The following is a 19,068-nucleotide window of genomic DNA, read 5'->3' as shown; positions in this document are numbered from 1 at the left end:
TTCCGTGCCCGGCCGTACGCGGGCCGGGTCGGACGGCAACCCCTCCGGGTGCCGGGCGATCCGCTCCGGGGCCACCTGCCCCCGCTCCGAGTGCGGCGGAGCCGGTCGGGCCGCCCGGGTCAGGAGGTCCGCCACCTCCAGTACGTGGTGTCCGGCCATCGTCGGCAGGCAGGAGCCGCGGGCCGGGCCGATGGCGCCCGCCCAGTCGGCCGGGATGGCGTGGACGCCCCGGGTCGCGCCGGCCAGGGCGCCGGCCACCGCGGCCGTGGTGTCGGCGTCGCGGCCCATGTTGACGGCCGTCAGCACGGCGTCCGTGAAGTCGCCGTCGGCCGCCGCGTACGCGCCGAAGGCGAGGGCGACCGCCTCGGGGGCCAGGTCGGTCCACGGGTAGCCGCCGATGACCACCGCGGAACGCACCGCGCGTTCGCCGCGGTGGGCCGCCGTCAGCGCGCGGCGCAGACAGCGCGCCGTCCAGGAGTCGTCCGGGACGACGGCCAGCGCGGAGGCCACCACCGCGACGGTCGACGCCCCGGCCATCGCCGCCGCGACGCCCGCCGCCACCGCCTGGCCGCCGTAGATGCCCTCGCCCTCGTGGCTGACCGAGCCGTCGATCGCCGCCAGCCGGGCCGCCTCGGCGGGCCGCCCGGCCGCGAACACGCCGTGCGGCGCGGCCCGCATGGCCAGTCCGTCGCTCCAGGCGTGCCGGTGCTGGGCGGAGATCGGGGCGGCCAGACCCCGGCGCAGGTTCTCCAGGGTGCCGCGTTCACTGAAGCCCGCGCCCCGGAACGGGCCCTCCTCCCGGTCCGCGATCCACTCGTGCCACGCCGCCTCCACGTGGGCCTGGGTGAGCGCGCTGCCGTGGCGGGCCAGCAGCAGGCCCGAGAAGATCGCGTACTCCGTGTCGTCCGTACCGGCGGGCCGGTCGGCCACGTACCCCGTGATGCGGCCCCAGCGGGCGCGGATCTCCGAGGGCTTCATGTTCTCGGCCGGCGCCCCGAGGGCGTCCCCGACGGCCAGTCCGAGCAGCGCGCCCCGGGCCCGGTCGCGGAGCCCGACGGCGTCCTCGGTCGCGGGGGCCGGGGGAATGCAGGCGGTGGATGCCATGCGGCCTCTCCTCTCCCTCCGCACATCTGTCCCCGGTGCGGTGTGCACCGCAGCCGAACCGGGGCGCGTGTCACCCGGTCGACATATGAGCAGGCAAGATCACGAATGAGTGCGAGGAGGTAAAACCGCAGGTAAGCCCAGCCTTTCCTTGCTGGCGGGACGGAAATGATCGGCGTAGATTGGGTGTTGTTAAAAAGTGGAATGAGTCCAGACTAGCTTTCCCGGGGGAACCCTCATGGCCATCATCGAGACCGAGGCGGCGCTGCACGAGGCGCACCGCGACAACCACACCCACCGCGACGTGAACGGCGGCTGGCTGCGCCCCGCCGTCTTCGGCGCGATGGACGGACTGGTCTCCAACCTCGCCCTCATGACCGGCGTCGCGGCCGGTACGGCGAGCCAGCAGACCGTGGTGATCAGCGGGCTCGCCGGGCTGGCCGCCGGCGCCTTCTCCATGGCCGCCGGCGAGTACACCTCCGTCGCCTCCCAGCGCGAGCTGGTCGAGGCCGAGCTGGACGTGGAGCGCCGCGAGCTGCGCAAGCACCCGGCGGACGAGGAGGCCGAGCTGGCCGCGCTCTACGAGGCGCGCGGCGTCGAGCCGGAGCTCGCCCGCGAGGTGGCCCGCCAGCTGTCCAGCGACCCCGAGCAGACGCTGGAGATACACGCCCGCGAGGAGCTGGGCATCGACCCCTCCGACCTGCCCTCGCCGACCGTCGCGGCCGTGTCGTCGTTCGGATCCTTCGCGCTGGGCGCCCTGCTCCCCGTCCTGCCGTTCCTGCTCGGCGCCAGTGCGCTGTGGCCCGCGGTGCTGCTCGCGCTGGCCGGGCTGTTCCTGTGCGGCGCGGTGGTCGCCAAGGTCACGGCCCGCAGCTGGTGGTACAGCGGCCTGCGGCAGCTCGCCCTCGGCGGTGCGGCGGCCGGTGTGACGTATCTCCTGGGCAGCCTGTTCGGAACGGCCGTAGGATAGTCCGGCTCGAACTTATGCGACGGGCCGCATAAGTAGCCGTTACTCGCTGGTTTCGAGTGCGTAATCTCCGGGCATGAGCCGTAAGCGCTGCGGGCAACGAAGCCTGCCGTGCACGCGCGGAGTGGGCGACGACGCCCCTTCCGCTCCCCCGGACCGACGGACACCGATCTGTCCGCCTCGGTCTCCATAGCTTCCACCGCAGGTGCGGAACCCCCACCGCACCCCGTCGGTGTCCGCATGCTGGAACGGATTGTCCCGTTTACCGAGAACCAATCCATCATGTAACCTGCACCAAATTTTTCAGCCACTGATGCACCCACCGCAGAGGGCCAACGTCGTCCCTCGGCACTTGCCACATGCCAGATGACGACGACGGGAGAGCCGATGCGTACGCCGCGCCAGCCGTCCCAGCACTCCGAGAGTGGCCAGAACTGGTCCTTCATGGATGCTCGCCCTGCCGCGCAGGGTATGTACGACCCCCGCAACGAACACGACGCGTGCGGCGTCGGTTTCGTCGCCACCCTCACCGGCGAGGCGTCCCACACCCTGGTCGACCAGGCGCTCACCGTGCTGCGCAACCTGGAACACCGCGGCGCCACCGGCTCCGAGCCCGACTCGGGCGACGGCGCCGGCATCCTCTCCCAGGTGCCCGACGCGTTCTTCCGCGAGGTGGCCGGATTCGAGCTGCCGGAGGCCGGGGCGTACGCCGTCGGCATCGCCTTCCTGCCGGTCGACGGCACCGAGGACGCCGTCTCGCGCATCGAGACGATCGCGCACGAGGAGGGCCTCACCGTCCTCGGCTGGCGCGAGGTCCCGGTCGCCCCGCAGATGCTGGGCGCGACCGCCCGCTCGACCATGCCGGTCTTCCGCCAGATCTTCGTGAGCGACGGCACCTCGCAGGGCATCGCCCTGGACCGCCACGCCTTCGCGCTGCGCAAGCGCGCCGAGCGCGAGGCCGGTGTCTACTTCCCGTCGCTGTCCGCGCGGACCATCGTCTACAAGGGCATGCTGACCACCGGCCAGCTGGAGCCGTTCTTCCCGGACCTGTCCGACCGCCGCTTCGCCTCCGCGATCGCGCTCGTGCACTCCCGGTTCTCCACCAACACCTTCCCGTCGTGGCCGCTCGCCCACCCGTACCGCTTCGTCGCGCACAACGGCGAGATCAACACGGTCAAGGGCAACCGCAACTGGATGCGCGCCCGCGAGTCCCAGCTCGCCTCCAACCTGTTCGGCTCGTCCGCGGACCTGGAGCGGATCTTCCCGATCTGTACGCCGGACGCCTCGGACTCCGCCTCCTTCGACGAGGTCCTGGAGCTGCTCCACCTCGGTGGGCGCTCGCTGCCGCACTCCGTGCTGATGATGATCCCGGAGGCGTGGGAGAACCACGCCTCCATGGACGCGGACCGGCGCGCCTTCTACCAGTTCCACTCCACGATGATGGAGCCCTGGGACGGTCCGGCCTGCGTCACCTTCACCGACGGCACCCAGGTCGGCGCGGTCCTCGACCGCAACGGTCTGCGCCCCGGCCGCTACTGGGTCACCGACGACGGCCTCGTCGTCCTCGGCTCCGAGGTCGGCGTCCTCGACATCGACCCCGCCAAGGTCGTCCGCAAGGGCCGCCTCCAGCCCGGCCGCATGTTCCTCGTGGACACCGCCGAGCACCGCATCATCGAGGACGACGAGATCAAGGCCCAGCTCGCCGGCGAGCAGCCGTACGGCGAGTGGATGGAAGCCGGCGAGATCGAGCTGTCCGACCTGCCCGAGCGTGAGCACATCGTGCACACCCACGCCTCGGTCACCCGCCGCCAGCAGACCTTCGGGTACACCGAGGAGGAGCTGCGCGTCCTCCTCGCGCCGATGGCCAAGGCGGGCGCCGAGCCGATCGGCTCCATGGGCACCGACTCGCCGATCGCCGCGCTCTCCGAGCGCCCCCGGCTGCTCTTCGACTACTTCACCCAGCTCTTCGCCCAGGTCACCAACCCGCCGCTGGACGCCATCCGCGAGGAACTGGTCACCTCGCTGCGCTCCTCGCTCGGCCCCCAGGGCAACCTGCTGGACCCGACGGCCGCCTCGTGCCGCAGCGTCCTGCTGCCCTTCCCGGTGATCGACAACGACGAGCTGGCCAAGCTCATCCACATCAACGCCGACGGCGACATGCCCGGCTTCAAGGCCGCGACCCTCTCCGGCCTCTACCGGGTGCACGGCGGCGGCGACGCGCTGGCCGCGCGCATCGAGGAGATCTGCGCCGAGGCCGACGCCGCCATCGAGAACGGCGCCCGGCTGATCGTCCTGTCCGACCGCCACTCGGACGCCGAGCACGCGCCGATCCCCTCGCTGCTGCTCACCGCCGCCGTCCACCACCACCTCATCCGCACCAAGCAGCGCACCGAGGTGGGCCTGCTGGTCGAGGCCGGCGACGTCCGCGAGGTCCACCACGTCGCCCTGCTCATCGGCTTCGGCGCCGCCGCGGTCAACCCGTACCTCGCGATGGAGTCCGTCGAGGACCTGGTCCGGGCCGGCACCTTCCTGCAGACCGACGACGGCGAGCCCGAGCAGGCCATCCGCAACCTGATCTACGCCCTCGGCAAGGGCGTCCTCAAGGTCATGTCCAAGATGGGCATCTCCACCGTGGCCTCCTACCGCGGCGCCCAGGTCTTCGAGGCCGTCGGCCTGGACGAGGAGTTCGTCGCCGAGTACTTCAACGGCACCGCCACCAAGATCGGCGGCGTCGGCATCGACGTCGTCGCCAAGGAGGTCGCCGCCCGCCACGCCAAGGCCTACCCGGCCAGCGGCATCGCGCCGGCCCACCGCACCCTGGACATCGGCGGCGAGTACCAGTGGCGCCGCGAGGGCGAGCCACACCTGTTCGACCCCGAGACGGTCTTCCGCCTCCAGCACTCCACGCGCTCCGGCACGTACGACATCTTCAAGAAGTACACCGAGCGCGTGAACGAGCAGTCCGAGCGGCTGATGACGCTGCGCGGCCTGTTCGGCTTCAAGAGCGGCGCCGACGGCCGGCAGCCGATCCCGCTCGACGAGGTCGAGCCCGTCTCCGAGATCGTCAAGCGCTTCTCCACCGGCGCCATGTCGTACGGCTCCATCTCGCAGGAGGCGCACGAGACCCTCGCCATCGCCATGAACCAGCTGGGCGGCAAGTCCAACACCGGTGAGGGCGGCGAGGACCCGGAGCGCCTGTACGACCCGGCGCGCCGGTCCAGCATCAAGCAGGTCGCCTCCGGCCGCTTCGGCGTCACCTCCGAGTACCTGGTCAACGCCGACGACATCCAGATCAAGATGGCCCAGGGCGCCAAGCCCGGCGAGGGCGGCCAGCTGCCCGGCCACAAGGTGTACCCCTGGGTCGCCAAGACCCGGCACAGCACCCCCGGTGTCGGCCTGATCTCCCCGCCGCCGCACCACGACATCTACTCCATCGAGGACCTGGCCCAGCTGATCCACGACCTGAAGAACGCGAACCCGCAGGCGCGGATTCACGTCAAGCTGGTCTCCGAGGTCGGCGTCGGCACGGTCGCGGCGGGCGTGTCCAAGGCGCACGCGGACGTGGTGCTGATCTCCGGCCACGACGGCGGCACGGGTGCTTCGCCTCTGACGAGTCTCAAGCACGCGGGCGGCCCCTGGGAGCTGGGCCTCGCCGAGACCCAGCAGACGCTGCTGCTCAACGGCCTGCGCGACCGCATCGTCGTCCAGACCGACGGCCAGCTCAAGACCGGCCGCGACGTCGTCATCGCCGCGCTGCTCGGTGCCGAGGAGTTCGGTTTCGCCACCGCGCCGCTCGTCGTCTCCGGCTGCGTCATGATGCGCGTCTGCCACCTGGACACCTGCCCGGTCGGCATCGCCACCCAGAACCCGGTCCTCAGGGAGCGCTTCTCCGGCAAGGCCGAGTACATCGTGAACTTCTTCCGGTTCATCGCCGAAGAGGTCCGCGAGATCCTCGCCGAGCTGGGCTACCGCTCCATCGAGGAGGCCGTCGGCCACGCCGAGACCCTCGACGTGACCCGCGCGGTCGACCACTGGAAGGCGCAGGGCCTCGACCTCGAGCCGCTGTTCCACGTGCCCGCACTGGCCGAGGGCGCGGTGCGCCACCAGGCCGTCGCCCAGGACCACGGCCTGGAGAAGGCGCTCGACAACCAGCTGATCAAGCTCGCCTCCGACGCGCTGGCCGCCGCGGACGCCACCCAGGCCGCCCCCGTGCGCGCCCAGGTCGCCATCCGCAACATCAACCGCACGGTCGGCACCATGCTCGGCCACGAGGTCACCAAGAAGTTCGGCGGCGGCGGGCTGCCCGACGACACCGTCGACATCACCTTCACCGGCTCCGCGGGACAGTCCTTCGGCGCCTTCGTGCCGCGCGGCATCACGCTGCGCCTGGAGGGCGACGCCAACGACTACGTCGGCAAGGGCCTCTCCGGCGGCCGCGTGATCGTCCGCCCCGACCGGGGCGCCGACCACCTCGCCGAGTACTCCACCATCGCCGGCAACACCATCGGCTACGGCGCCACCGGCGGCGAGATGTTCCTGCGCGGCAAGGTCGGCGAGCGCTTCTGCGTCCGCAACTCCGGCGCGCTGGTCGTCTCCGAGGGCGTCGGCGACCACGGCTGCGAGTACATGACCGGCGGCCACGCGGTCGTCCTCGGCGAGACCGGGCGCAACTTCGCGGCCGGCATGTCCGGCGGCATCGCCTACGTCGTCGACCTCGACCGCGACAACGTCAACGTCGGAAACGTCGACGCGGTCCAGGCCCTGGACGACGCCGACAAGGACTGGCTGCACGACGTGGTGCGCCGCCACGCCGAGGAGACCGGGTCCACGGTCGCCCAGAAGCTGCTCGCCGACTGGACCGTCGCCGTGGAGCGCTTCAGCAAGATCATCCCCAGCACGTACCAGGCAGTGCTCGCCGCCAAGGACGCCGCCGAGCGAGCCGGTCTCTCCGAGACCGAGACCACCGAGAAGATGATGGAGGCGGCGACCAATGGCTGATCCCAAGGGCTTTCTGAACCACGGACGCGAGGTCGCCAGGACCCGCCCCGTCGACGAGCGCGTCAAGGACTGGAACGAGGTCTACGTCCCCGGCTCCCTGCTGCCGATCATCAGCAAGCAGGCCAGCCGCTGCATGGACTGCGGCATCCCGTTCTGCCACAACGGCTGCCCGCTCGGGAACCTGATCCCCGAGTGGAACGACTACGCCTACCGCGAGGACTGGTCGGCGGCGTCCGAGCGCCTGCACGCCACCAACAACTTCCCGGAGTTCACCGGCCGCCTGTGCCCGGCCCCGTGCGAGTCGGCGTGTGTGCTCGGCATCAACCAGCCGCCGGTCACCATCAAGAACGTCGAGGTCTCGATCATCGACAAGGCGTGGGAGACCGGGGACGTCGCCCCGCGCATCCCCGAGCGCCTGTCCGGCAAGACCGTCGCCGTCATCGGCTCGGGCCCGGCGGGCCTGGCCGCCGCCCAGCAGCTCACCCGGGCCGGTCACACCGTCGCCGTCTACGAGCGCGCGGACCGCGTCGGAGGCCTCCTCCGGTACGGCATCCCCGAGTTCAAGATGGAGAAGCGGCACATCAACCGCCGCATAGAGCAGATGCGCGCCGAGGGCACCCGCTTCCGCACCGGCGTCGAGATCGGCCGCGACCTCAAGGCGACCGACCTGAAGAAGCGCTACGACGCCGTCGTCATCGCCGCCGGCTCCACCACCGCCCGCGACCTGCCGGTCCCCGGCCGGGAACTCAAGGGCATCCACCAGGCGATGGAGTACCTGCCGCTGGCCAACAAGGTCCAGGAGGGCGACTACGTCACCGCCCCCCTGACCGCCGAGGGCAAGCACGTCGTCGTCATCGGCGGCGGCGACACCGGTGCCGACTGCGTGGGCACCGCCCACCGCCAGGGCGCGGCCTCCGTCACCCAGCTGGAGATCATGCCCCGGCCGGGCGAGGAGCGGGACGCGGTGCGCCAGCCGTGGCCGACCTTCCCGATGCTGTACAAGGTCACCAGCGCCCACGAGGAGGGCGGCGAGCGGGTCTACGCCGTCTCCACGACCCACTTCGAGGGCGACGAGGACGGCAACGTCCAGTGGCTGCACATGAGCGAGGTCGAGTTCGTCGACGGGAAGCTCACGTCGAAGCCGGGCACCGAGCGGAAGATCCCGGCCCAGCTGGTCACCCTCGCCATGGGCTTCACCGGCACCGACAAGGAGAACGGTCTGGTCGACCAGTTCGGCCTGGAGCTCGACGAACGGGGTAACATCGCCCGGGACGCCGACTTCCAGACCAATGTGCCGGGTGTGTTCGTCGCCGGTGACGCCGGCCGCGGGCAGTCGCTCATCGTCTGGGCGATCGCCGAGGGCCGCTCGGCCGCGCGCGGCGCCGACCGCTTCCTGACCGGGGCCAGCGAACTGCCGGCCCCGATCCGCCCGACCGACCGCGCCCTCGCGGTCTGACGGACGGAACAACCGTCCCCACGGACGGAACAACCGAAGAACGTCCCGCACAAAGGCGTGCGGAACACTGATGGCGCCTGCCCCGTCCCCGACCGGACCAAGGGCAGGCGCTGTCGCATGCTCAGGGCACCCGGTAGGTGTCCCCGTACACCTCCCACACCAGCGGCGTCGCCAGCTTCAGGTTCCCGGCCGTCAGGAACCGGCGCTGGGCCGTGTCGACGCGGGAGGTGTCGATGCCCGGTCGCTTGTCCCGCATGGCCTGCTCGCGGACGTCCAGGAAGGTGTCCAGGTAGGCCTTCTCCGAGCCGCCCTGCCCCGGCGTCTTCGCCTGCGCCATGGCCCGCTCGCGCAGCCCGTAGAAGCCCTCGGCGTCGGTGTCGGGGCCGTGGAAGACCATCGCGTCGTAGTAGACGAACTGGCCGAGCGTGCCCAGACCGTCCAGCTTGGCCAGGCGCACCGCCGGTTCGAAGTAGACCCGGTCGCGCTCCTCCTCCTGGGCCTCGCGGAACGCCGGGACCTCCGCCTCCGCCTTCCAGGCCGCCGTGAAGCCCGGGTCCAGGCCCTCGTGCGAGTCGCTGCCGTCCACCTCGCGCAGGGCGGGCAGGTACGTCGCCAGGCCGTTGTCCGGGTGGGCCTCGGTGTAGCGCTCGACCAGCATGAGCAGGTCGTGGGTGCCGGTGCAGAAGCCGATGATGCCCGCGGTGTACCCGTCGCCGTCCCCGACGTCCTCGATGCTGCCGTAGGCGGTGCGCCACTTCGTGGTCGAGTTCTCGGCGCTGGACACCAGCTGCTGGGCCAGCTCCTTCTTGGCCGGTGCGGCGAGCCCCGGCGGCAGGTCCGCGATGAGCGCGTCGTCCGCCTCCCGCTCCTTCTCGGCCCGGTCCTTGGCGTCGTCGCGGGTCGACCGGGCGGTGGCCGAGGACGACGAGGAGGCGGCGGCCGCGGTGTCCGCCGGGTCCGCCGAGTCGTCCGGCACGGCGAAGTACACGCCCGCGGCGATCACGGGAAGCGCCCCGAGGAGCAGCACTCCGGCACGTTTCATTGGGGGGACACCTCTCATAGGGGAACACTTCCGCCGGTCAGTTCCGACACCCTCACCGCCGCCGTCACCGCCAGCAGCACCACCAGCGCGGCACCCGCCCCGGCCTGCACCGCCACCCGGCGCCCGTCCCGGGGCGCGTACGCCAACGCCAGGGCCAGCGCGCCGCCCACCAGCAGGCCGCCGAGATGACCCTGCCACGAGGTGAACCAGGCGGACACCACCAGCCACAGCAGCAGCCCGGCCACGAAGCGGTTGACCCGCCCGGTGTCGGCGCCCAGCCGCCGGTGCAGCACGTAGTACGCGGCGCCCACGCCGAAGACCGCGCCGGACGCGCCGACCGAGGCCTGCCCGGGGTCGGTGAGGACCAGCTCCAGGACGGAACCGCCGAGCGCCGACAGCAGGTACAGGACGGCGAAACGGAACCGGCCGAGCATCAGCTCCACCACCCGCCCCAACTGCCACAGCACGATCATGTTCACCGTGATGTGCAGGATCCCGAACGTGCCCTCGAAGGGCGACTGGTGGAGGAACGCGCCGGTGAGCATCCGCTCCCACTCGCCCCCGGCGACACCCTCCACCCGCAGGGGCCCGGAGGTCAGGAAGACGCCGTCGCCGACCAGCGGGGTGCCGTCCGGAGCGACCAGCCGCGAACCCACCATGGCGAACCGGTCCACCAGCCCCGGCCGCACCACCTCCGCCAGATACGCCAGCACGTTCAGCGCGAACAGCACGTACGTCACCACGGGCGTCGTCGAGATCCGGCCCCCGACGAGGGTCCGGGCCTGCCGGACCGACCGCGCCCCCTCCTTCACGCACTCCGGACACTGGTGGCCGACGGGCGCCTCCCGCATGCAGTCCGGGCAGATGTACCGCTCGCAGCGGGTGCAGCGGACGTGGCACGCCACCGCGGGATGGCGGTAGCAGGTGGTGGCGGTGGACTCGGAATCCACGGGGCCGGCTCCTCGGGACGGGCGGACGGTGAGCCGGTGGGGTCGGCGGCGAACAAAATAGCGAATGCCGGGGGACCGGCCGAGCGGCGGGGGTGCGCCGTGCCGTAGCCTCGGCACCCGGATGCCGCAGGGCACGGGTGACGGGGGGGAGTCCGCATGACCGCGATCAGTCTCACCAAGGTGCGGGAGACGGCGCCCGCGCTGGTCGATCTGTACAAGACCGCCGGGGTGTCGCTCACCAAGCACGGCATGGAGGGGACCCGGGCCGCGGTCTACCTCGTCGTCGACTACTCCGGCTCGATGAAGCCGTACTACAAGGACGGCAGCGTGCAGGCGCTCGCCGACCGGGTGCTGAGCCTGTCCGCGCACCTCGACGACGACGGCACCGTGCCGGTGGTGTTCTTCTCCACCGACGTCGACGCGGTCACGGAGATCGCGCTCGCCGACCACCAGGGCCGGATCGAGCGCATCGTGGCCGGTCTCGGGCACATGGGCAAGACCAGCTACCACCTGGCCATGGACGCCGTCATCGACCACTACCTGGACAGCGGCGCCCGCCACCCCGCCCTGGTCGTCTTCCAGACCGACGGCGGTCCGATCAACCGGCTCGCGGCCGAGCGGTACCTGTGCAAGGCGGCGCCGCTGCCGCTGTTCTGGCAGTTCGTCGGCTTCGGCGACCCGGACAGCCGCCAGTTCGAGTACCTGCGCAAGCTCGACGAACTCGCGGTGCCCGGCAAGCGGGTGATCGACAACGCCGGCTTCTTCCACGCGGGCCGCGACCCGCGGAAGGTGACCGACACCGACCTGTACGACCGGCTCGTGGGCGAGTTCCCGCAGTGGCTGGCGGCCGCACGCGCCCAGGGGATCGTGCGGCCCTCCTGAAGGCGCCCTCCTGAAGGCGCCCGAGCGCGGCGGTCAGTGCCGCAGGGAGAAGCCCAGCACGACCCGGGCCGACACCTCCACCGCGCCCGGAGCCAGCGCGCCGGGCGGGCCGCCGCCCGCGGAGGCACGGAACGCGGCGACGGGCTCCGACTCCACGTCCTGGATGTGCAGTACCGGCCCCAGCCGCGCGTCCGCCGCCTCCGCGTACACCTGGGCCTTGCGCCGGGCCGCGGCCACGGCCCTGCGCCGTGCCTCGTCGAGCAGCGCCGGCCTGTCGCGCACGTCGAACTCCACGCCGTCGATCCGGTGCGCGCCCGCCTCGACCACGTCCGCGATCAGCAGCTCGAGGCCGTCCAGCGCCCCGGTCTCCACCGAGTACGAGGCCTGGCACCGGTACCCGAGCAGCCTCCGGCCGCCGCCGTGACCGTCGTACTCCGAGCTGAGGCCCAGCCGGGAACCCGACACCGAGGCGTCCGGCACGCCGTGCCGCCGCAGCACCTCCCGCAGCCGGGCGACGGCCTCCCCGGCCTGCCGGAAGGCCTGCTCCGGCGACGGTTCCAGCACGTCCACCGCCGGCCGCACCCGAGCGAGCGACGGCTCGGCCCGCACCGTGCCCGAGCCGAACACGCTGATGCCCCACGGTTCTTCGATGGCCTGTGTCATAAGGGCATTGAAGCAGTGCCCCCGCACCCCGCGCGGCGACTCAGGTGTCGCACTCCAGCACCGTCCGGCACAGCCCGCACCGCGCCCGGACCCGCCCCCGCACCGGAACCCTGATCCGCTGGTGGCAGGTCGGGCAGGGGAACGACACCCGGAGCTGTCCGGGCGGCTGGGCGGTGAAGGAGTAGGGGTCGCCGGCCGCCGCCGCCCCGGCGGCGTGCGGGTCCTGCGCGTGCCGGCGGTCCCGGGCGTAGCGGCGGCGGCCCGCCCAGCCGGCCGCGGTCAGCGGCGGCTGCTGCTCGTCCCGGCGCGCCCGGGCCAGGCCCTTGCCGTACGCCGTGTAGGCCTGCGGACTCGTGAACCACACCGACGGGTCCTCGCCGAACACCAGCGCCCGCTTGGCCAGGACGTAACCGAACTCCTCCGGGGTCAGGTACCCCAGCTTCTGCGAGGTCGCCGCGTCCTCCCGGTAGGCGTCGAGGAGCAGCCAGCCGGCGCCCAGGTACGTCGTCGCCGTGTCGGTGAGGATCTCGTTGTCCCGGGTGGAGGGGAAGGCCAGGTCGAGGCGGTGCAGGTACACGTGCATCACCTCGTGCGCCAGGGCCGCGCCGATGTCCCGGCGATGGGTGCGGAAGCGGTCGTTCAGCTCGATGAAGTACTCCGGGCCCGCGGTGAGTTCCACGTTCGCCGCGTGGGTCATCTCGCGGAAGGAGACGATCATGCGGGCGTCGGGCAGCCGGTAGTGCCGCACCAGCTCGTGGGCCACCCGCTGCGTGCCCAGGTACAGGTCGTCCGTGTCGCAGAACGCCACGTCCACCGGGGCCACACTGGCCGAGAACGTCCGGACGGTGTCGTACGACAGCCGCCGGTACAGCGCCGTGACCGCCGCCCGCACCGTCTCCAGGTGCGGGAACCCGTGCTCGACCGGTCCGCCGTTCGCCACGTCCGACCCCCAAGACGCCTGAACCCTGCCTCCTGAACCTCCCCCCACTGTACGAGCCGTACGACGACCGTACGGCGTTCAGCGCCTGAGACGGTCTGCGACGGCCGGGCCCCCGCCCGTAGGGTGTGCGCCCATGACCACCAGCAACACCGGTACCGGTGCCGTCGAACCCGCCGTCCGCGAGGAGCTGGCCCGGCTGCGGGACAGCATCGACAACATCGACGCGGCCGTCGTCCACATGCTCGCCGAGCGCTTCAAGTGCACCCAGCAGGTCGGCCACCTCAAGGCCCGCCACCAGCTGCCGCCCGCCGATCCGGCCCGTGAGGCCCAGCAGATCGCCCGGCTGCGCACCCTCGCCGAAAGCGCCAAGCTCGACCCGGCGTTCGCCGAGAAGTTCCTGAACTTCATCGTCGCCGAGGTGATCCACCACCACGAGCGCATCGCGGAGAGCAACGCTGCCGGCGGCGCACCGGCCACCGACTGAGAACGGGTGCGCCCCCGCCCACGGGGGCGCACGCCCAGGGAGTGCGACGACCGGCGCGGCGGACGGGACATATGGCGCGTACCGAACCGCCTCTGTGCCCTGCCCACCGCATCAGGCAGCATGTCGTGCATGTCCGTACTGACGCGCGACGAAGCGCAGACCCGTTCCCGGCTCCTCGACGTCCACCACTACGCGATCGACCTCGATCTGACCCGTGGGGACGAGACCTTCGACTCCCGGACCGTGATCCGGTTCACCGTCCGCGGCGACACGGACAGCACGGACACGTTCGTCGAGGTCAAGCCCGCGGAGCTGCGCGCCGTCACCCTGGACGGAGAACCCCTGGACCCGGCCGCGCTCGACGAGAACCGGCTGGCGCTGAAGAACCTCGCGCCCGGCGAGCACGAGCTGCGCGTCGACGCCGCCATGCGGTACTCCCGCACCGGCGAGGGCATGCACCGCTTCACCGACCCCAGCGACGGCGAGACCTACGTCTACACCCAGCTCTTCATGGACGACGTCCAGCGCGTCTACGCCGCCTTCGACCAGCCCGACCTCAAGGCCGTCTTCGACCTCGCCGTGACCGCGCCCGAGGGCTGGACCGTCCTCGCCAACGGAGTCACCGAGCACACCGGCGACGGCCGCTGGAAGGCCGCCACGACCCCGCTGATCTCCACCTACCTCGTCGCCGTCGCCGCCGGCCCCTGGCACTCCGTGCGCACCGAGCACCGCGGCCTGCCCTTCGGCATCCACTGCCGCCGCTCGCTCGCCCCGCACCTGGACGCCGACTCCGACGAACTCTTCGACGTCACCCGGGCCTGCTTCGACCGCTACCACGAGAAGTTCGACGAGCCCTACCCCTTCGACTCCTACGACCAGGCGTTCGTCCCCGAGTTCAACGCCGGCGCGATGGAGAACCCTGGCCTGGTCACCTTCCGCGACGAGTTCGTCTTCCGGTCCGCCGTCACCGACACCCAGCGCCAGACCCGCGCCATGGTCATCGCCCACGAGATGGCCCACATGTGGTTCGGCGACCTCGTCACGCTGCGCTGGTGGGACGACATCTGGCTGAACGAGTCCTTCGCCGAGTACATGGGCTACCAGACCACCGCCGAGGCCACCCGCTTCACCGACACCTGGACCGACTTCGGCGTCACCCGCAAGGCCTGGGGCTACGACGCCGACCAGCGCCCCTCCACCCACCCCGTCGCCCCCGAGAACGTCGAGGACACCGCCTCCGCGCTGCTCAACTTCGACGGCATCTCCTACGCCAAGGGCGCCTCCGCCCTGCGCCAGCTCGTCGCCTGGCTCGGCGAGAAGGACTTCCTGGCCGGCATCAACATCCACTTCGAGCGGCACAAGTTCGCCAACGCCTCCCTCGCCGACTTCATCGACTCCCTGGCCGCCGCCACCGACCGCGACGTGCACGCCTGGGCCGACGCCTGGCTGCGCACCACCGGCGTCGACGTCCTCGTCCCGAGCGTCAGCGGCGAGAACGGCAGCCGCGCCCTCACCGTCCGGCGCACCGGCGAGCGCCCCCACCGCATCGCCGTCGGCCTCTACGACCAGAACCCGGACCACGAGGGCCGCCTCACCCCGCGCGAACGCCTCGACATCGACGTCCCCCAGGCCGAGCCCCGGCCCATCGGCAAGCTCCCCGCCCTGGTCGTGCTCAACGACGGCGACCTGAGCTACGCCAAGATCCGCTTCGACGCCGACTCCTTCCGGACCGTCCGCGAGAGCCTGTCCGGGCTGCCCGACCCGCTCACCCGGGCCGTCGTCTGGAACGCCCTCAGGGACGCCGTCCGCGACGGCGAACTCCCCGCCGCCACCTACCTCGACATCGCCCGCGCCCACCTCCCGCACGAGACCGACCTCGCGCTCGTCGACGGTGTCCTCGCCTTCGCGGCCGGCCAGGTCGCCGACCGCTACGTCACCGCCGAGCAGCGGCCCGCCGCCCTGCACACCCTCGCCGACCTCTGCCGCGACCTCATCCGCCGCACCGAGGACGGCGACCACCCCGGGCTGCGCCTGATCGCCGTACGGCACCGCATCGCCACCGCCGCCCACCCCGACACCATCGCCGCCTGGCTCGCCGACGGCACCGTGCCCGGCGGGCCCGAACTCGACCCCGAGCTGCGCTGGCGCATCCTCACCCGGCTCGCCGTCCTCGGCGCCACCGACGAGGCCGCCATCGCCGCCGAGCTGGCGAACGACCCGAGCGCCACCGGCCAGGAGGGCGCCGCCCGCTGCCGCGCCGCGCTGCCGGACGCCGAGGCCAAGGCCCGCGCCTGGGAGGCCATGTTCGCCTCCGACGACCTCTCCAACTACCTGTTCACCGCCACCGCCCAGGGCTTCTGGCAGCCCGAACAGGCCGATCTGGTCAGGGACTACGTACCGCGCTACTACACCGAGGCCGTCGCGCTCGGCGCCCGCCGCGGCCCCGCCATGGCCGACGCCGCCGGCCGCTGGGCCTTCCCCGCCCACGCCGTCGACGCCGACACCCTGCGCCTGGGCCAGGAGTGCCTCGCCGACGCCGATCCGATCCCCGCCCTGCGCCGCAAGCTCACCGACCAGCTCGACGACCTGGCACGCGCCCTGCGGGTACGGGAGGCGAACACGGACTGACCCGGCCGCGGCCGGTCCCCCTCGCACGGCGCGGCGGGACCGGTCGCGTCCCCGGTCGAGTCCCCGGTCGAGGGCCGCCGGGATACCCCTTTCGGGTTGTGATCACTGAGCTGTCCGGGCGTACGCGCCCCTGCACGTGGAAGCTGGAACCCCAGCTCCCCCGTGCCCGGAGGACAGCTCATGGGCATGCCGCCCCTCGCCTCGGGCCCGCACGGCAGCGACGCCCTGCGGCCCCTGCTCGACACCGTGCGCGACGCCCTGCGCGCCGGCACGGCCGCACGCGGCGGCCCGCTGCCCGTCGGCGGCCCCGGCGCCGTCGCCGCCCGGGTGGCCGACGCGGCCGGTGAGATCCTGCCCGGCCGGGGGGAGCCCGAGGCGCTCCGCGTCCTGGTCACCGCGCTCGCCGAGGGCGCCGCCGACCCCGCCCACCCCCTGTGCGCCGCCCACCTGCACGCACCGCCGCTCGCCGTCGCGGCCGCCGCCGACCTCGCCGCGAGCGTCCTCAACCCGTCCCTCGACTCCTGGGACCAGGCACCCGCCGCCTCCGCGCTGGAAGCCCTCGTCACCCGCGCCCTCGTCCGGGAGACCGGCGCCGCCGACGCCCTCGTCACCACCGGCGGCACCGAGTCCAACCAGCTCGCCGTCCTGCTCGCCCGCGAGCGGCACGGCGCGGGCCTGCGGCTGGTCCACGGGGCGGGCGCCCACCACTCGCTGCCCCGCGCCGCCTGGCTGCTCGGCCTGCCCGAGCCCGTCGTCGTCCCCGCTCCCGCCGGCACCCTCGACCCCGCCGCCCTGGACGAGGCCCTCACCCAGGTCCCCGGCCCGCACCTGGTCGCCGCCACCGCGGGCACCACCGACGCCGGGCTCATCGACCCGCTGCCCGAGATCGCCGCCCGCTGCGCCGCCCACGGCGCCCGCCTCCACATCGACGCCGCCTACGGCGCGGGTCTCCTCTTCAGCGACCGGCACCGCGCCCGGCTCGCGGGACTGGAGGCCGCCGACACCGTCGCCCTGGACCTGCACAAGCTCGGCTGGCAGCCGATCCCCGCCGGGTTCCTCACGGTCACCGACGCCGACGACCTCGCCGCCCTCCACCACCGCGCGGACTACCTCAACGCCGACGACGACACCGACGCGGGCCTGCCCGACCTCCTCGGGCGCTCCCCGCGCACCAGCCGCCGCCCCGACATCCTCAAGGTCGCCGTCACTCTCAAAACCCTGGGCCGCGCCGGACTGGGCGCCCTCGTCGACGCGGTCTGCGCGCTCGCCCAGGAGTTCGCCGGGCTGGTCGAGACCCACCCCGGGTTCGAACTGCACGCCCCGCCCACCATCAGCACGGTCCTGTTCCGGCCCGCCGGAGCGAGAGACGACGCCGTGGCCGCCGTACGCCGCACGCTGCTCACCACCGGCCGCGCCGTCCTCGGCCGGGCCCACGCCGACGGCCGGCTGTGGCTCAAGGCGACCCTCCTGAACCCGCACACCCGCCCAGACGACCTCGCAGCACTCCTGACGCTCGTGGAAGGACACGTCCCGCGATGAACACCCCGGCACACCACACCCCCGACGCCCCCCGCGACCTCGTCGGCATCGGCGTCGGCCCCTTCAATCTCTCCCTCGCGGCCCTCGCCGACCCCCTCACCGGCCTCGACGCCGTCTTCTACGACCAGCGCCCCGACTTCCGCTGGCACCCCGGACTGCTCATCGACGGCGCACGCGTCCAGGTGCCCTTCCTCGCCGATCTGGTCACCCTCGTCGACCCGGCGAGCCCCTGGACCTTCCTCAACCACCTCAGGGCCAGGGAACGCCTCTTCCCGTTCTACTTCGCCGAGCGCTTCCACATCGAGCGCGCCGAGTACGACGCCTACTGCCGCTGGGTCGCCGAACGACTGCCCGCCCTCCACTTCCACCACCAGGTCGACGCGGTGCGCTGGAACCCCGAACGCGACCTCTTCGAGGTCGACTACACCCAGCTCGACGCCCACGGGGAGGCCGAGGCCCTGGGCCGCACGTACACCCGCAACGTCGTCCTCGGCGTAGGCACCGAACCGCACGTCCCCGATCCGCTCAGACCCCTCGTCGAGGACCCCGCCGTCCCCGTCGTCCACGCGGCCGACTACCTCCGCCACCGCGACACGCTCCTGGCCGCCGGACACGTCACGGTCATCGGCACCGGCCAGTCCGGCGCGGAGGTCTTCCTCGACCTGCTCCGCCACCGCCCCGCCGGACGGGAGCGGCTGCACTGGCTCGGCCGCACCGGGGCCCTCGCGCCCATGGAGTACTCCAAGCTCGGCCTGGAGCACTTCACCCCCGACTACACCCGCTACTTCCACGGCCTGGCCGAACCGGTCCGCGACCGCCTCGTCGCCGCCCAGTGGCAGCTGCACAAGGGCATCGACGCCGACACCACCGCCGCCATCCACGACGAGCTGTACCAGCGCACCCTCGACGGCGGCTGGCCCGACACCACGCTCACCCCCGGCGTCCACGTCCGCACCGCCGGACGCCTCGCCGCCACCCAGGTCGAGCTCCACCTGGAGCACGAGCAGCAGAAGACCCGCTCGCGCCTCACCACCGACGCCGTCGTCCTCGCCACCGGCCACCGCGAACGCCCCCTGGGCCGCCTCCTCGCCGGTCTCGACCCCTACATGCGCCGCGACAGCTCCGAACGCCCCCGCGTCGACGACCGCCACCGCCTCGTCCTCGACCCCTCCGTCACCGGCTCCGTCTACGTCCAGAACGCCGAGACGCACACCCACGGGGTCGGCACGCCCGACCTGGGCCTCGCCGCCTGGCGCAGCGCGACCATCCTCAACGACCTCACCGGGCGGGAGCCGTACCCGCTGCCCGCCCGCACCGCCTTCACCACCTTCGGCCTGGACGGCGGCCTGCCCCAGATCCCGTCCGCGCGCCACCACCGGGCACTCACCCCCCTGGTGGACGGGATCTAGGGATCCAGG

Annotated in this window: 12 protein-coding genes and 1 pseudogene; 8 read left to right on the top strand and 5 right to left on the bottom strand. The window is 72.6% G+C overall.

Annotated features, from left to right (window positions below):
- Window positions 1–114: 114 nt before the first annotated feature.
- Window positions 115–1,104 (bottom strand): annotated as a pseudogene (locus ACZ7MF_RS33765) (ADP-ribosylglycohydrolase family protein); the annotation flags it as partial.
- 235 nt (window positions 1,105–1,339) lie between these two features.
- On the opposite strand from ACZ7MF_RS33765, the gene ACZ7MF_RS33760 reads away from it, so the two are divergent.
- The 3 genes from ACZ7MF_RS33760 to ACZ7MF_RS33750 all read left to right on the top strand — a co-directional run bounded on the left by ACZ7MF_RS33760 (window position 1,340) and on the right by ACZ7MF_RS33750 (window position 8,522).
- A complete protein-coding gene (locus ACZ7MF_RS33760; RefSeq protein WP_471482039.1) occupies window positions 1,340–2,071 on the top strand; it encodes a VIT1/CCC1 transporter family protein in 732 nt (243 codons plus the stop codon).
- A gap of 384 nt (window positions 2,072–2,455) precedes the next feature.
- The gene (gene gltB, locus ACZ7MF_RS33755; protein ID WP_471482038.1) at window positions 2,456–7,066 is read left to right on the top strand and encodes a glutamate synthase large subunit; all 4,611 of its coding nucleotides are present in this window, start codon (window positions 2,456–2,458) and stop codon (window positions 7,064–7,066) included.
- The gene (locus ACZ7MF_RS33750; RefSeq protein WP_471482037.1) at window positions 7,059–8,522 is read left to right on the top strand and encodes a glutamate synthase subunit beta; all 1,464 of its coding nucleotides are present in this window, start codon (window positions 7,059–7,061) and stop codon (window positions 8,520–8,522) included. Before gltB ends, ACZ7MF_RS33750 begins: the two co-directional genes overlap by 8 nt.
- Before the next feature lie 121 nt (window positions 8,523–8,643).
- Here ACZ7MF_RS33750 and ACZ7MF_RS33745 read toward each other — a convergent pair whose 3' ends face one another.
- Both ACZ7MF_RS33745 and ACZ7MF_RS33740 read right to left on the bottom strand, forming a co-directional pair.
- Window positions 8,644–9,564 carry a chitosanase gene (locus tag ACZ7MF_RS33745; protein ID WP_471482036.1) on the bottom strand — a complete coding sequence of 307 codons (921 nt, stop codon included), beginning with the start codon at window positions 9,562–9,564 and terminating at the stop codon, window positions 8,644–8,646.
- Between the two features lie 14 nt (window positions 9,565–9,578).
- A complete protein-coding gene (locus tag ACZ7MF_RS33740) occupies window positions 9,579–10,514 on the bottom strand; it encodes a rhomboid family intramembrane serine protease (protein ID WP_471482035.1) in 936 nt (311 codons plus the stop codon).
- 156 nt (window positions 10,515–10,670) lie between these two features.
- Between ACZ7MF_RS33740 and ACZ7MF_RS33735 the strand changes: the two genes are divergently transcribed.
- A complete protein-coding gene (locus ACZ7MF_RS33735; RefSeq protein ID WP_356864252.1) occupies window positions 10,671–11,396 on the top strand; it encodes a vWA domain-containing protein in 726 nt (241 codons plus the stop codon).
- Between the two features lie 33 nt (window positions 11,397–11,429).
- Here ACZ7MF_RS33735 and ACZ7MF_RS33730 read toward each other — a convergent pair whose 3' ends face one another.
- Window positions 11,430–12,059: an SIMPL domain-containing protein gene (locus ACZ7MF_RS33730; protein ID WP_471482034.1), complete on the bottom strand. Its 630-nt coding sequence runs from the start codon at window positions 12,057–12,059 to the stop codon at window positions 11,430–11,432.
- Between the two features lie 40 nt (window positions 12,060–12,099).
- On the bottom strand, window positions 12,100–12,999 hold the full coding sequence (locus ACZ7MF_RS33725; RefSeq protein WP_471482033.1) for a hypothetical protein: 900 nt from the start codon (window positions 12,997–12,999) through the stop codon (window positions 12,100–12,102).
- A 133-nt stretch (window positions 13,000–13,132) separates the two neighbouring features.
- Here ACZ7MF_RS33725 and ACZ7MF_RS33720 point away from each other — a divergent pair, with 133 nt between their 5' ends.
- The 4 genes from ACZ7MF_RS33720 (at window position 13,133) to ACZ7MF_RS33705 (ending at window position 19,059) form a co-directional block, all read left to right on the top strand.
- A complete protein-coding gene (locus ACZ7MF_RS33720; RefSeq protein ID WP_003976797.1) occupies window positions 13,133–13,483 on the top strand; it encodes a chorismate mutase in 351 nt (116 codons plus the stop codon).
- Window positions 13,484–13,612: 129 nt separating this feature from the next.
- Window positions 13,613–16,111: an aminopeptidase N gene (gene pepN, locus ACZ7MF_RS33715; protein WP_471482032.1), complete on the top strand. Its 2,499-nt coding sequence runs from the start codon at window positions 13,613–13,615 to the stop codon at window positions 16,109–16,111.
- 180 nt (window positions 16,112–16,291) lie between these two features.
- Window positions 16,292–17,650 (top strand): pyridoxal phosphate-dependent decarboxylase family protein, encoded by a 1,359-nt coding sequence (locus tag ACZ7MF_RS33710; protein ID WP_471482031.1) that lies wholly within the window; start codon window positions 16,292–16,294, stop codon window positions 17,648–17,650.
- Window positions 17,647–19,059 carry a lysine N(6)-hydroxylase/L-ornithine N(5)-oxygenase family protein gene (locus tag ACZ7MF_RS33705; protein ID WP_471482030.1) on the top strand — a complete coding sequence of 471 codons (1,413 nt, stop codon included), beginning with the start codon at window positions 17,647–17,649 and terminating at the stop codon, window positions 19,057–19,059. Before ACZ7MF_RS33710 ends, ACZ7MF_RS33705 begins: the two co-directional genes overlap by 4 nt.
- The last annotated feature ends 9 nt before the right edge of the window (window positions 19,060–19,068 follow it).

It is taken from the genome of Streptomyces sp. NPDC111628, assembly GCF_055635195.1.
Note: the sequence above shows the minus strand (reverse complement) of the source record. Positions and strands in the feature narration are given on the sequence as shown.

What these genes read in the sequence shown, in the direction of transcription:
- ACZ7MF_RS33760 (WP_471482039.1), top strand. Translation starts at nt 1,340, where the DNA reads ATGGCCATCATCGAGACCGAGGCGGCGCTGCACGAGGCGCACCGCGAC.
- gltB (WP_471482038.1), top strand. Translation starts at nt 2,456, where the DNA reads ATGCGTACGCCGCGCCAGCCGTCCCAGCACTCCGAGAGTGGCCAGAAC.
- ACZ7MF_RS33750 (WP_471482037.1), top strand. Translation starts at nt 7,059, where the DNA reads ATGGCTGATCCCAAGGGCTTTCTGAACCACGGACGCGAGGTCGCCAGG.
- ACZ7MF_RS33745 (WP_471482036.1), bottom strand. Translation starts at nt 9,564, where the DNA reads ATGAAACGTGCCGGAGTGCTGCTCCTCGGGGCGCTTCCCGTGATCGCC.
- ACZ7MF_RS33735 (WP_356864252.1), top strand. Translation starts at nt 10,671, where the DNA reads ATGACCGCGATCAGTCTCACCAAGGTGCGGGAGACGGCGCCCGCGCTG.
- ACZ7MF_RS33730 (WP_471482034.1), bottom strand. Translation starts at nt 12,059, where the DNA reads ATGACACAGGCCATCGAAGAACCGTGGGGCATCAGCGTGTTCGGCTCG.
- ACZ7MF_RS33720 (WP_003976797.1), top strand. Translation starts at nt 13,133, where the DNA reads ATGACCACCAGCAACACCGGTACCGGTGCCGTCGAACCCGCCGTCCGC.
- pepN (WP_471482032.1), top strand. Translation starts at nt 13,613, where the DNA reads ATGTCCGTACTGACGCGCGACGAAGCGCAGACCCGTTCCCGGCTCCTC.
- ACZ7MF_RS33710 (WP_471482031.1), top strand. Translation starts at nt 16,292, where the DNA reads ATGGGCATGCCGCCCCTCGCCTCGGGCCCGCACGGCAGCGACGCCCTG.
- ACZ7MF_RS33705 (WP_471482030.1), top strand. Translation starts at nt 17,647, where the DNA reads ATGAACACCCCGGCACACCACACCCCCGACGCCCCCCGCGACCTCGTC.